Source organism: Gordonia hongkongensis (assembly GCF_023078355.1).
Classification (GTDB): Bacteria; Actinomycetota; Actinomycetes; order Mycobacteriales; family Mycobacteriaceae; genus Gordonia; species Gordonia hongkongensis.
The window spans coordinates 1,468,440-1,480,366 of sequence record NZ_CP095552.1; the positions used below are offsets into that span (position 1 = coordinate 1,468,440).

General features: G+C 67.1%; 10 protein-coding genes and 1 pseudogene. 8 read left to right on the forward strand and 3 right to left on the reverse strand.

Features of this window, described 5'->3' with window-relative positions:
• Positions 1-151 precede the first annotated feature (151 nt).
• On the forward strand, positions 152-2,653 hold the full coding sequence (locus MVF96_RS06680; protein WP_247451712.1) for a UvrD-helicase domain-containing protein: 2,502 nt from the start codon (positions 152-154) through the stop codon (positions 2,651-2,653).
• Between the two features lie 261 nt (positions 2,654-2,914).
• On the opposite strand, the pseudogene MVF96_RS06685 reads toward MVF96_RS06680, so the two are convergent.
• Positions 2,915-4,088: pseudogene (locus MVF96_RS06685) on the reverse strand (M23 family metallopeptidase).
• Between the two features lie 437 nt (positions 4,089-4,525).
• Between MVF96_RS06685 and sucC the strand changes: the two are divergent.
• From sucC to MVF96_RS06705, 4 genes are all read left to right on the forward strand, one after another.
• Positions 4,526-5,689: an ADP-forming succinate--CoA ligase subunit beta gene (sucC, locus tag MVF96_RS06690; RefSeq protein WP_004020101.1), complete on the forward strand. Its 1,164-nt coding sequence runs from the start codon at positions 4,526-4,528 to the stop codon at positions 5,687-5,689.
• 14 nt (positions 5,690-5,703) lie between these two features.
• On the forward strand, positions 5,704-6,606 hold the full coding sequence (gene sucD / locus MVF96_RS06695) for a succinate--CoA ligase subunit alpha (protein ID WP_058251543.1): 903 nt from the start codon (positions 5,704-5,706) through the stop codon (positions 6,604-6,606).
• Between the two features lie 93 nt (positions 6,607-6,699).
• Complete coding sequence (locus MVF96_RS06700; RefSeq protein ID WP_247451713.1) at positions 6,700-7,410, forward strand: hypothetical protein; 711 nt, start codon at positions 6,700-6,702, stop codon at positions 7,408-7,410.
• Positions 7,407-7,919, forward strand: a complete 513-nt coding sequence (locus MVF96_RS06705) for an RDD family protein (protein WP_247451714.1) — start codon at positions 7,407-7,409, stop codon at positions 7,917-7,919. The genes MVF96_RS06700 and MVF96_RS06705 overlap by 4 nt, the downstream gene beginning before the upstream one ends.
• Here MVF96_RS06705 and MVF96_RS06710 read toward each other — a convergent pair.
• Positions 7,903-8,367, reverse strand: coding sequence for an SRPBCC family protein (locus tag MVF96_RS06710; RefSeq protein WP_247451715.1), 465 nt, complete (start codon positions 8,365-8,367; stop codon positions 7,903-7,905). The two genes, MVF96_RS06705 and MVF96_RS06710, sit on opposite strands and share 17 nt — an antisense overlap.
• Positions 8,368-8,526: 159 nt before the next feature.
• On the opposite strand from MVF96_RS06710, the gene MVF96_RS06715 reads away from it, so the two are divergent.
• The 3 genes from MVF96_RS06715 to MVF96_RS06725 all read left to right on the forward strand — a co-directional run bounded on the left by MVF96_RS06715 (position 8,527) and on the right by MVF96_RS06725 (position 11,100).
• Positions 8,527-9,999 carry an acetyl-CoA carboxylase carboxyltransferase subunit alpha/beta gene (locus MVF96_RS06715; RefSeq protein ID WP_247451716.1) on the forward strand — a complete coding sequence of 491 codons (1,473 nt, stop codon included), beginning with the start codon at positions 8,527-8,529 and terminating at the stop codon, positions 9,997-9,999.
• A complete protein-coding gene (locus MVF96_RS06720; protein ID WP_247451717.1) occupies positions 9,996-10,406 on the forward strand; it encodes an NUDIX hydrolase in 411 nt (136 codons plus the stop codon). The genes MVF96_RS06715 and MVF96_RS06720 overlap by 4 nt, the downstream gene beginning before the upstream one ends.
• A gap of 73 nt (positions 10,407-10,479) precedes the next feature.
• Complete coding sequence (locus MVF96_RS06725) at positions 10,480-11,100, forward strand: nitroreductase family protein (RefSeq protein ID WP_137808939.1); 621 nt, start codon at positions 10,480-10,482, stop codon at positions 11,098-11,100.
• Between the two features lie 15 nt (positions 11,101-11,115).
• Here the strand turns inward: MVF96_RS06725 and MVF96_RS06730 are convergent, their stop codons facing one another.
• Positions 11,116-11,769 (reverse strand): TetR/AcrR family transcriptional regulator, encoded by a 654-nt coding sequence (locus MVF96_RS06730; RefSeq protein WP_247451718.1) that lies wholly within the window; start codon positions 11,767-11,769, stop codon positions 11,116-11,118.
• Positions 11,770-11,927: the final 158 nt, after the last annotated feature.

Genomic DNA, 11,927 nt, shown 5'->3' on the forward strand with positions numbered 1-11,927 from the left:
AGCCGGTGATACCGCGTCATATTAGCCGCGGGACACGGCGATCGGGGCCTCAACCCACGGGGCCGGTCGGCTGTTCGGTCGACCACGTGCCGGGGTGGAGCGGACCGGCCGACGGGGGTCTGTCGGCGGTGGCGGGTAACCTGGACAACCGATGAACAGCTCTTCTTCTGCCCCTCTTCTCGCCGGTCGCGCGGGCGCCGCTCCCTCGGGTGCGGCCGCCGACGACCGGGTCACGCGCCTGCTCGACGGTCTCAACCCGCAACAGCGCGCCGCGGTGCTCCACGCCGGCGCGCCGTTGCTGATCGTGGCGGGCGCGGGCTCGGGCAAGACGGCGGTGCTGACCCGCCGGATCGCCTACCTGCTCGCCGCGCGGGGCGTCACGCCCGGGCAGATCCTGGCCATCACGTTCACCAACAAGGCCGCCGCGGAGATGCGCGAGCGGGTCATCGACCTCGTCGGCCCCCGCGCCGCCTACATGTGGGTCTCGACCTTTCACTCCACATGCGTGCGCATCCTCCGGGCCCAGTCGGGGTTGCTGGAGAAGATGAACTCCAACTTCTCCATCTACGACGCCGACGACTCGAAGCGGTTGTTCGGCATGGTCATCCGTGATCTCGACCTCGACCCCAAGAAGTTCAGCCCACGCGGGGTGTCGGTGGCCGTGTCGAACTTCAAGAACGAACTGATCTCGCCCGACGAAGCGCTGTCCGCCGCACCCGAGGACGACCCGACCTCGACGACGATCGCGCAGATCTACGCCGAGTACCAGCGCCGTCTGCGCGCCGCGAACGCCTTCGACTTCGACGATCTGATCGGGGAGACCGTCGCGCTGCTGCATCGGCATCCCCAGGTCGCGGAGTATTACCGGCGCCGGTTCCGTCACGTCCTCGTCGACGAGTACCAGGACACCAACCACGCGCAGTACGTGCTCATCCGCGAACTGGTGGGGGAGCAGACCACCGCGAGTGGTCTCGAGCCGTCGGAGCTGTGCGTCGTCGGCGACGCCGACCAGTCCATCTACGCCTTCCGCGGTGCCACCATTCGCAACATCGAGGAGTTCGAGCGGGACTTCCCGTCCGCCGAAACCGTTCTGCTCGAACAGAACTACCGGTCGACACAGACGATTTTGTCCGCAGCCAACGCCGTCATCGCGCGCAACTCGAACCGGCGCGAGAAGAAGTTGTGGACCGACTCCGGGGACGGCGAACTCATCGTCGGCTACGTCGCCGACTCCGACCGCGACGAGTCGACGTTCATCGCCAAGGAGATCGAGGAGCTCACCGACTACTCGATCGGCGGGTCGTCGAGTCACAAATACTCCGACATCGCGGTGTTCTACCGCACCAACACCGGCTCGCGTGCGATCGAGGAGGTGTTCGTCCGGCACGGGATTCCGTACAAGGTCGTCGGCGGCACCAAGTTCTACGAGCGCAAAGAGGTGCGGGATGTGGTGGCCTACCTGCGGGTGGTCGCCAACCCCGACGACTCGGTCAGCCTGCGCCGGATTCTCAACACGCCTCGGCGCGGTATCGGTGATCGCGCGGAAGCCTGCGTCGCCGTGCATTCGGAGAACACCGGGCGGAGCTTCTACGAGTCGCTGATGGACGCGGCCGAGGGCAAGGTCGCACTGCTCAACACCCGGGCGGTCAAGCAGATCGGCGGGTTCGTCGAACTCATCGAAGGGCTCCGGTCGGACTTCCTGACCCACTTCGGCGAGGCCGGCACGGAGGACGCGGATGTGGCCTTCCTCGATGCCACCGAGGAGTCGGCCGACATCGGTGAGCTCGTCGACGCGATCGTCGAGCGCACCGGTTACCGCGCCGAACTCGAGGCGTCGAACGATCCGCAGGACGGCGCACGCCTTGACAACATCAACGAACTCGTTGCCGTCGCACGGGAATTCAGTGCCGACGCCGCGCAGGTCGACGCCGATGCCGACGACCCCGAGGTCGAGGTGGACCGCGAGGGCGAGCCCGAACCCGGTTCGCTCGCAGCGTTTCTCGAGCGGGTCTCACTCGTCGCCGATGCCGATCAGGTGCCCGACGAGGGGGAGGGCGTGGTCACGATGATGACCCTGCACACCGCCAAGGGCCTCGAGTTCCCGGTCGTCTTCGTCACGGGTTGGGAAGACGGTCATTTCCCGCACATGCGTGCGCTCGGCGATCCGGCGGAGCTCAGCGAGGAACGGCGCCTGGCCTACGTCGGGATCACACGCGCCAAGCAGCGTCTGTACCTCACCCGGTCGGTCACCCGCGCCTCCTGGGGGCAGCCGGTGTCGAATCCGGAATCCCGTTTCCTGCAAGAGATCCCGCAACACCTGGTCGACTGGCGCCGAACCGAACCCAAGCGCTCGATGCGCGGCTTCAGCGGATCGTCGGGCGGCGTGTTCGGCCGCGACGGGGCATTCTCCGGTTCGGGCGGTTCGTCGATGGGCCGTGGCCGGTCGTCGTACTCGTCGGATCCGGCACGTGGACGCAACAAGCAGGTTCAGCTCGACATCGGCGACCGACACAACCATCCGAAGTACGGCATGGGCAAGGTCGTGGCCAAGGAGGGCAGCGGCGCCACCGAACGCGTCACCATCGACTACGGCGGCAGCGCGGGACGCGTCACGCTTCTCACCGCGGGCGGGATTCCCGGGGACAAGCTCTAAAGGCGGGCCAGACCCTTCGTGACGCTCGCAAGCTCGCTCCTCAGGGAGCAGAGATTGACGCTCGCCAGCTCATTCCCCGGTTCGATTGGAAATTCTCGTCCCCCTCAGCATGGTCGAAGGGCAATGTGCCCTTCAATCATGCTGAGATGGACGAGAATTTACGTCAGTTCGCAATCCGGCCAGGTATCACTACGGATGCGCAGCGTGAGCACGCTGGAATGGCGCCACCAAGCAACAGGAGGTGACCTGTGGGGCCTTCTGCTACCCGGTGTAGCCGGAGAGCTTCACGCCCTTGGCGGCGAGCCAGGGCACGGGGTCGATCTTGGTGTTGCCGTTCTTCCACACCTCGAAGTGCAGGTGCGGGCCGAACGAAAAGCCCTCGTTGCCCACCAGGGCGATGACGTCGCCGGCGGTGACGCGCTGGCCTTCGGTGACCAGGACGCCCGAGGAGGCCATGTGGCCGTACATGGTGACCGTGCCGTCGGCGGCCTGGATCTGAACCCAGTGGCCGTATCCCGACGCGGGCTCGGCCTTGATCACGACACCGTCGGTGGCGGCGTGGATCGGGGTTCCGAGGGGAGCGGCCATGTCGATGCCGCCGTGCATGGTGCCCCAGCGCATCGCGAAGGCGGAGGTGAAGTCGTAGCTGCCGAGGGGGATCGGCGAGGTGAAGAGCGGGCGCCGGGCCAGGGCCTCGCGACGATCCTGGTCGGCCGCCATCTTGGCGCCCACACCCAGCTGGTTGGTGAAGGTAGACGTTCATCTGGTCGGTGTGTGCGGTCGCAGCAGCGACGCCGGGGCCCAGTTCCACGGGTGCGGCGCCCGGAGCGGTGGCGTCGTTGACGGCCGCGGCGTTCACGGGTGCGGGCGCCTCGTCGTTCGTGCCGACCTGAGCGACCGCGGCGACGGCCGCGCCGGCGGCCATGGCGATGAGGGCTGCGCGTCCGCCCTTGAGGGCGTTCGGCGGCGCCGCGATGCGGTGCTTGCCGCCACGTCGGACCCGTTGTCCGGCCGGATTCGTCCGAAAGGGGCGATGCTCGGTGTCGTCGTCGAGATCATCGTCGTCGAGCGAACGGAGTTCGCCCCCGTCGAAGCTGTCGAGCTCGGCGCCCTCGACGTCGAACGGCGCGTCATGCTCGTACTGATCGAACTCGTGCTCGGGGATCAGGATGTCCTGAGTGATCTCCGAACGGGTGGGACGGTAGTAGCCCTGCCACGACGACGGCGTCCAGCCGGCGTCGGAGTGCTCGCGAGTGGAGGTGTCGGAGTCTGCGAAGTCGAACTCGTAGTCGGTGAGGTCGTACCCGGCCGCGTCGTCGGTGTCGACGATGGGGATGATCGTGGTCATCTCTTCCGCTGTGACGTCATCGATCAACCCGCCCGATCGGACGCGGCCCGATCCGCGTGAGACACCGAGTCCCGCCAAATCGTCCACCTCATCTCTCGCTACCGCATCTCGTCGCCGGCGGATCGAAGTCACCGTTCGTAATCCTTCTGTGACCACCGCTGAGAGCCGACGGTAACGAAATGATTGCGGCAAGTCCAACCGTAGAAAGCGACAAACCGGCATATTGTGAGCTGAGTCACATGACTGGTCGCCGAGTATAGAAATTGGCGGATTTTCTGTTCACTACAGCAAATTCAACCTGTGAAGACCGCGTGCCGATAGATTCTGCGGTCGTCGCAGTTCATGGGGTCGGACCGACGCTGTGGACCTCACGTCACGACGTCAATACTGTGAGAACCGACCGAGCGAGTGATCTGTCGCACAAGCGCAGGGTGCGCGCGGGGTGGCGATTTCCGACAGGTTTAAAGTCCGATATGGCCCGCATTACACCCTTGCGCGGGCAAATCTACGAGATGGTGAGCTGAATGGATCTCTTCGAATACCAGGCGAAGGAACTGTTCGCCAAGCACGGGGTTCCCACCACACCCGGTCGGGTGACCGATGATGCCGCCGATGCGCGGGCGATCGCCGAGGAAATCGGCAAGCCCGTGATGATCAAGGCGCAGGTCAAGACCGGCGGGCGTGGCAAGGCAGGCGGCGTCAAGTACGCCGCGACCCCGGACGACGCGCAGTCCCACGCTTCCAACATCCTTGGCCTCGACATCAAGGGCCACGTCGTCAAGAAGCTGCTGGTCGCCGAGGCCAGCGACATCGCGGAGGAGTACTACATCTCCTTCCTGCTCGATCGCACCAACCGCTCCTACCTGGCCATGTGCTCGGTCGAGGGCGGCATGGAGATCGAAGAGGTCGCCGCGACCAAGCCCGAGCGCCTCGCGCGGGTCGCCGTCGACGCCGTGAAGGGTGTCGATCTGGAAACCGCGCGCTCGATCGCCGAGCAGGGCCATCTGCCTGCCGAGGTGCTCGACGCCGCAGCGGTCACCATCTCGAAGCTCTGGGAGGTCTTCGTCAAGGAGGACGCCACCCTGGTCGAGGTCAACCCTCTCGTCCGCACCCCGGATGATCAGATCCTCGCCCTCGACGGCAAGGTCACCCTCGATGCCAACGCCGACTTCCGTCAGCCCGGCCACGAGGAGTTCGAGGATCGCGACGCCACCGATCCCCTGGAGCTCAAGGCCAAGGAGAACGACCTCAACTACGTCAAGCTCGACGGCGAGGTCGGCATCATCGGCAACGGCGCGGGCCTGGTCATGTCGACCCTCGACGTGGTCGCCTACGCCGGTGAGAAGCACAACAACGTGAAGCCCGCGAACTTCCTCGACATCGGCGGCGGCGCCTCGGCCGAGGTCATGGCCGCCGGCCTCGACGTCATCCTCGGCGACGAGCAGGTCAAGAGCGTCTTCGTCAACGTCTTCGGTGGCATCACCGCATGTGACGCCGTCGCCAACGGCATCGTCGGTGCTCTCGAGAAGCTGGGGTCCGACGCCAACAAGCCGCTGGTCGTCCGCCTCGACGGCAACAAGGTCGACGAAGGCCGCAAGATCCTGGCCGATGCGAACCACCCGTTGGTCACGCTCGCCGAAACCATGGACTCGGGCGCCGACAAGGCCGCCGAGCTGGCGAGCAAGTAAGGGAGCCACGGAATATGTCGATCTTTCTGAACAAAGACAACAAGGTCATCGTCCAGGGCATCACCGGCGGTGAGGGCACCAAGCACACCGCCCTGATGCTCAAGGCCGGCACCAACATCGTCGGCGGTGTCAACGCGCGCAAGGCCGGCACCACGGTGTCGCACGTCGACGCCGACGGCAACAACGTCGAGCTGCCGGTGTTTGCATCGGTCGCCGAGGCCATGAAGGAGACCGGGGCCGACACCTCGATCGCCTTCGTGCCGCCGAAGTTCTCCAAGGACGCCATCATCGAGGCCATCGACGCGGAGATCCCGCTGCTCGTGGTCATCACCGAGGGCATCCCGGTGCAGGACTCCGCCTACGCCTGGGCCTACAACGTGGAGAAGGGCGAGAAAACCCGCATCATCGGCCCCAACTGCCCCGGCATCATCACCCCGGGTGAGGCGCTGGTGGGCATCACGCCGAACAACATCACCGGCAAGGGTCCGATCGGTCTGGTCTCCAAGTCGGGCACCCTGACTTACCAGATGATGTACGAGCTGCGCGATCTCGGCTTCTCGACCGCCATCGGCATCGGCGGCGACCCGGTCATCGGCACCACCCACATCGACGCCATCGAGGCGTTCGAGAAGGACCCCGAGACCAAGCTCATCGTGATGATCGGTGAGATCGGCGGCGACGCCGAGGAGAAGGCCGGCGAGTACATCAAGGCCAACGTGACCAAGCCGGTCGTCGGCTACGTCGCGGGCTTCACCGCCCCCGAGGGCAAGACCATGGGCCACGCCGGCGCCATCGTCTCCGGCGGTGCGGGCACCGCGCAGGGCAAGAAGGAAGCCCTCGAGGCTGCGGGCGTCAAGGTCGGCAAGACGCCGTCCGAGACCGCCGCGCTGGCGCGGGAGCTCTACGAGGCACTGTAAGTACTCGCGAGAACCGAAGAACCCGAGCGGGTCTGCCCGCTCGGGTTTTTTCGTGGGCCGACCGACCGGATCGTCGCGTGCGATAATTCGTCGGTGAACTCCCCGGCGCGGCGCGGCGCGATCTCCCAGCTGGCAGGGGAGTCGATGCGATTCGCCGGGGTGGTGGTCGACGTCGCGGAACGTCTACCCCTCGCGGGCGGGGTCATCGGGTCCGTCCGTGCTCGGCTGGCCGAAGCCGCCGACACCGCTGTCACCGTGGTGGTCTCGACGACGCGAGCCGTTCTGGGAGTCGTCATCCGTGAGGTCGTCGACGCATTGGTCGAGGAGGTCGACCTCACCGACCTCGTCCTCACCCACGTCGACCTGAAACGCCTCATCAGCGAGGTCCTCGCACTCATCGACATCGACGAGGTGATCACCACGGTCGATCTCGATCGCGCTGTCGCACAGGTGGATCTGATGGCGGCGATCGATCTGGTGGACCTCGACAGGGTGATCGGCAAGGTCGATCTCGACTCCGTCGCCACCCGGATCGACATCGACGCGATCGCGGCCCGGATCGACATCGACGCCATCCTCGGGCGCGTCGACCTGATCGGACTCGCCGAAGAGATCATCGACGGTGTCGACCTCCCCGACATCATCCGGGAGGCGAGCACCTCGGTGACCGCCGATGTGATGACCGACGTGCGCAGCACCAGCGAACGTGCCGACGACGCGGTGGCCAACGCGGTCAATCGATTTCTGCGTCGCCGCGGTGCCGCGGCCATCGAGGCCGCTCCCGATGAGGAGGGGCCACGATGACCGCGGAACCGAAACCGACAGAGCCGCTGCAGAACTCGTCTCCGACGACGCCCGGTCTGCCACCCGTGCACAAGGCCCATGCGGTGCAGGACCGGGACAAGAACGCGGGCATCGTGAGCCGGGGTGTCGCCTCGTTCCTCGACCTCCTCGTCGTGTGGACGATCCTCGGTGCCGTCTACGCGGGCCTGTCCCTGATGAAGTTCGTGCTCTCGGTCAGCGAATTCTCGCTGCCGGAGGTCAATCTAGTCTTCACGACGACCGGTTTCGTGCTGGTGGCGGTGCTCTACCTCGCGACGTGCTGGGAGGTCTCCGGACGCACCCTCGGTTCGGTCGTGATGGGCCTGCGGGTGGTCAATTCGGAGGGTGCCCGCATCCGGCCGACCATCGCGGTGCTGCGCGCCCTGCTCTGTACGTTCTTCGCGATCGGTCTGGTGTGGGTGGTCGTCGACCGGCGTCGGCGGTCGGTGGCCGATGTCCTCCTGCGCACCCGGGTCATCTACTCTCGCTGACCGCCTTGAGCTGAGCCAGTCCCTTCTCGAAGTCCTTGCCCAGCATCTTGTCGAAGATGCCGAAGAACCCTGCCACGCGGCTGAACAAGGTCTGTGCGCCGACCATCGTCCAGGACACCCGCGTGGCCTGACCTTCCGGCGCGAGTTCGAAGGTGACGGTGTTGGTGGCCTTCATCGGCTTCTCGAAGGCCAGGCGCACCTCGACCTCGCGCGGCTCGTCGACGCGCGTGATCTCCATGGCGCCGCGTCCGGCCTTCTTGTTGCCCGACCACGCGTACTTCGCGCCGACACCGGATTCCGGACCGGAGTAGTCGCGCGTCATGTCGGGGTCGACGCCCTCCCACGGCGACCAGTGCACCCACTGGTGGAAGTCGACCAGGTACGGCAGCACAGAAGTGGGCGGCGCGTCGACGATGGTGGATCGGGTGATGCGGAAGGTGTCGGACATGCGGGCCTCCGGAAGAGCTCGGTCGGATGGTACGGAACGGGTGTCGGGCTGACGAAAGTATGACACCGGGCGCCGACGGAAATCATCGCGTCGGGACGTCGCGGAGGGTGTCGACTTCAGGCCCGAGCCACCCGGGTCCGTCGGGATACGGTGTCAGGCATGGGTGAGCGGGCACGGCTGACGGCAACAGACCTGCGCGAGATGATCATCGACGACGATACGTGGGAACCGTGGGATGCTCCGGTCGGTGAGCCGGCGACGACGTCCGATGGTGCGGACGACACCTATGCCGTCGAGCTCGAACGGGCGCGTCGAAGAAGCGGTTCGGACGAATCGGTCACCACGGGCGCCGGCGCGATCGGTGGCCGGCGAGTGGCGATCGTGCTGAGTGAGTTCGAGTTCCTCGGCGGGTCGATCGGGCGCGATGCGGGGGCCCGGATCGTCGCAGCGGTCCGACGCGCGACACGCGAACGACTTCCGCTGCTGGCGTTTCCCGCTTCCGGGGGCACCCGGATGCAGGAGGGGACCGCGGCGTTCCTGCAGATGGTCGCCATCACGGGTGCCGTGACCGACCACAAGGCCGCCGGCCTGCCCTACCTGGTGTACCTGCGTCATCCGACCACGGGCGGGGTATTCGCGTCGTGGGGTTCGCTCGGCCACATCACGTGGGCGGAACCCGGAGCGCTCATCGGTTTTCTCGGGCCGCGCGTCTACGAAGGCCTGTACGGGGAGCCCTTTCCGGCCGATGTCCAGACCGCGGAGAATCTGGTCCGCGCAACGGTTGTCGACGACGTGGTCGATCCCGTCGATCTGCCGGCCCGCCTCGCCGCGGTGCTGCGACTGCTCGACGCGCGTGACCGGCCGTCGTCGGACGACTCGGCGACGGTACGGCCGGAGCGCACGCAGTCGAGGGAGCCGGAGGACACCTGGGCCTGTGTGCTCGCCACCCGCGAGGCCGGACGCGCGGGCCTGGTCGAGTTCCTGGCCGGTGGGGAGTCGGCGCCACTGTCGGATGCCGGGCCACTGCGCTTCTCGCTCAGCGACTTCGACGGTCGGGTCGCCCTGGTCGTCGGCTACGACCGGACGTCACAGGCGGCGGGGGACCTCCCGGGGCCGCGACATCTGCGCGAGGCGAGGCGGGCGATCATGGCGGCCGGCGACCTCGGACTCCCGGTGGTCACCGTGATCGACACCCCGGGCGCGGAACTGTCGGTCGTCGCCGAGGAGGGTGGCCTCGCGGCGCAGATAGCGCGCTGCACAGTCGAATTGCTCAGTGTGCGCGTGCCGACGGTCTCGGTCCTCCTCGGGCAGGGTGCGGGCGGCGCCGCGCTCGCGCTGTTCCCCGCCGACGTCCGGGTCGCGCGCGCCGATGCCTGGCTGTCGCCGTTGCCGCCCGAGGGAGCGAGTCTCATCGTGCACCGTGATCTCGATCATGCCGGTGAGATGGCTTCGCGGCAGGGCATTCTCGCCGGGCGCATGGCCGCGCAGGGCATGATCGACCACGTCGTCGACGCCGGTTCGGACGACGAAGCGCTGTCGGCGATCCGCGACTTGATCGGCCGGTACCTCGCGGGATCGCCGGTTCCGGACGAGGAGGCACGAACGCGCGTGCCGGTGAAAGACGCGCGATGAGCGCGCGTATCGTCGCCGTCGGAGCGCTCATCACCGACGAGTCGGGGCGGATTCTGTTGATCCTGAGGCGAAACGAGCCGTCGGCCGGCCACTGGAGCCTCCCCGGCGGCCGGGTCGAACCCGGGGAGTCGCTGGAGCAGGCGGTGATCCGCGAGGTCGAGGAGGAAACCGGTTTGCGGGTGACGGTCGGCGAACCGGCCATCCAACTCGAGATCCCGGTCGGCGACGGACGGGTGTACGAGGTCCACGACTTCCGTGCCGAGATCCGTTCCGGGGAACTACGTCCAGGTGACGACGCCGCGGACGCGGCGTACTTCACACCGGCCGAGGTCCGTCGGGCGAAGGTCACGAACCGCTTGGTGGACTACCTGGAGCAGGCCGGTGTGTTGCCGCCGGAGTCGCACTGACGGCTCGCCGCCGACGGTCCCGGTACAGCGGACCGACGTGGTGCACGGACGTGGTTTTGTGCAGGATGGGGGGATGACCGATCTACTGCCCCTGGACCCTGACCAACTCCTCACCACCACGCGCTCGGTGCGCAAGCGTCTCGACTTCGAGCGTCCCGTGCCGCTCGACGTGGTCAAGGAGGCGCTCGAGGTGGCGTTGCAGGCACCGACCGGCAGCAACAGCCAGACCTGGCACTGGATCGTGCTCACCGATCCCGAGCTGAAGCAGAAGGTCGCGGATTACTACGCACAGTCGTTCGCCAAGTACTACACCGGCCAGGCTCCGCGGGACGAGACCGGCAAGCGCGTCGCGTCCAGTGCTCAGTACCTCGCCGACACGATGGGGCAGGTCCCGGTGCTCGTGATCGGCGCCATCTACACCGGTGGCGACCTGCCGGCGGGTAACCAGGCCGGCGTCTGGGGCTCGTTGCTGCCGGGTGCCTGGAGCCTGCAATTGGCGTTGCGTGCCCGCGGCCTCGGGTCGGCGTGGACGACTCTTCATCTGAACTACGAGAAGGAGGTCGCCGAGCTCCTCGGCATCCCGGCCAACATCCATCAGGGTGTGTTGCTGCCGGTGGCCTACAGCAAGGGCACCGATTTCAAGCCCGCGCCGCGCAAGCCTCTCGACTCGGTCCTCCACATCGACGGCTGGTGAGGGCGGGGTGCCGCGTCACGGCTGATCAGGCACCTCACATCGGAGTGCCGCCAGCGCCATCGCGGTGAGGAGGCGGCGCAGTCCGTGCTGGTCGAACGCGGGCAGGCGGGGCGACGAGTTGAGCAACCCGAACATCGCGTGTACCCGCACGCGGGCTTCCTCGCGGGCGAGTGTGCCCCCGTTCTCGTCGATCACCGCGAGGAGCACGTCCACCCACCGCTCCACGTAACGGCGCTGCAGCAGCCGGACCCGGTGATTGGCGTCCGGGGTCATCGACGGCAGGTCCCGATCCTGCACCGTGATGAGGTCGGGACGGGTGACGAGGACGTCGATGTGAAAGCCGATGAGCGCCACCAGGGTTTCCGACGGTGAGCCGCCGCGGTCGGCGACCTCGCTGCCGCCGTCGTGCAGTCGCTGACTGATGTCGATGAGCATCTCGTCGAGAAGCTCGGTCTTGGAGGAGAAGTGGCGGTACATGGCCGGGCCGCTCACCCCGACGGCTCGTCCGATGTCCTCCAGTCGCACGCCGGCGAATCCGCGCTCGGCCATCTGGTGGGCGGCGGCGGACAGCAATTCGGCACGACGGGCCGCCTTGGCCTGGGTTCGGCGCGTCGGCGGACGATTCGTGATCTCCGATTCGTCCTCGCGCGGTTCATGCGTCGCGGACATCGATCCCGAACTCTACGCGTTCGCCCGTGCGGGCGAGATGCAGCGTGTCCGACGTCGGCGCGCGGGGTGGGTGACCCGGTCGAATGAAAACTGCACCGGCCGGTGCCAACGAGGCCGGGAAGGGCTTAGTCTTGCGCATGATCGCGCGCCGGACGGCG

Excerpts from the sequence above, each read along its gene's own strand:
- MVF96_RS06720 (WP_247451717.1), top strand. The coding sequence starts at position 9,996 with ATGAGCGCGCGTATCGTCGCCGTCGGAGCGCTCATCACCGACGAGTCG.
- MVF96_RS06680 (WP_247451712.1), top strand. The coding sequence starts at position 152 with ATGAACAGCTCTTCTTCTGCCCCTCTTCTCGCCGGTCGCGCGGGCGCC.
- MVF96_RS06725 (WP_137808939.1), top strand. The coding sequence starts at position 10,480 with ATGACCGATCTACTGCCCCTGGACCCTGACCAACTCCTCACCACCACG.
- sucD (WP_058251543.1), top strand. The coding sequence starts at position 5,704 with ATGTCGATCTTTCTGAACAAAGACAACAAGGTCATCGTCCAGGGCATC.
- sucC (WP_004020101.1), top strand. The coding sequence starts at position 4,526 with ATGGATCTCTTCGAATACCAGGCGAAGGAACTGTTCGCCAAGCACGGG.
- MVF96_RS06710 (WP_247451715.1), bottom strand. The coding sequence starts at position 8,367 with ATGTCCGACACCTTCCGCATCACCCGATCCACCATCGTCGACGCGCCG.
- MVF96_RS06705 (WP_247451714.1), top strand. The coding sequence starts at position 7,407 with ATGACCGCGGAACCGAAACCGACAGAGCCGCTGCAGAACTCGTCTCCG.
- MVF96_RS06715 (WP_247451716.1), top strand. The coding sequence starts at position 8,527 with ATGGGTGAGCGGGCACGGCTGACGGCAACAGACCTGCGCGAGATGATC.
- MVF96_RS06730 (WP_247451718.1), bottom strand. The coding sequence starts at position 11,769 with ATGTCCGCGACGCATGAACCGCGCGAGGACGAATCGGAGATCACGAAT.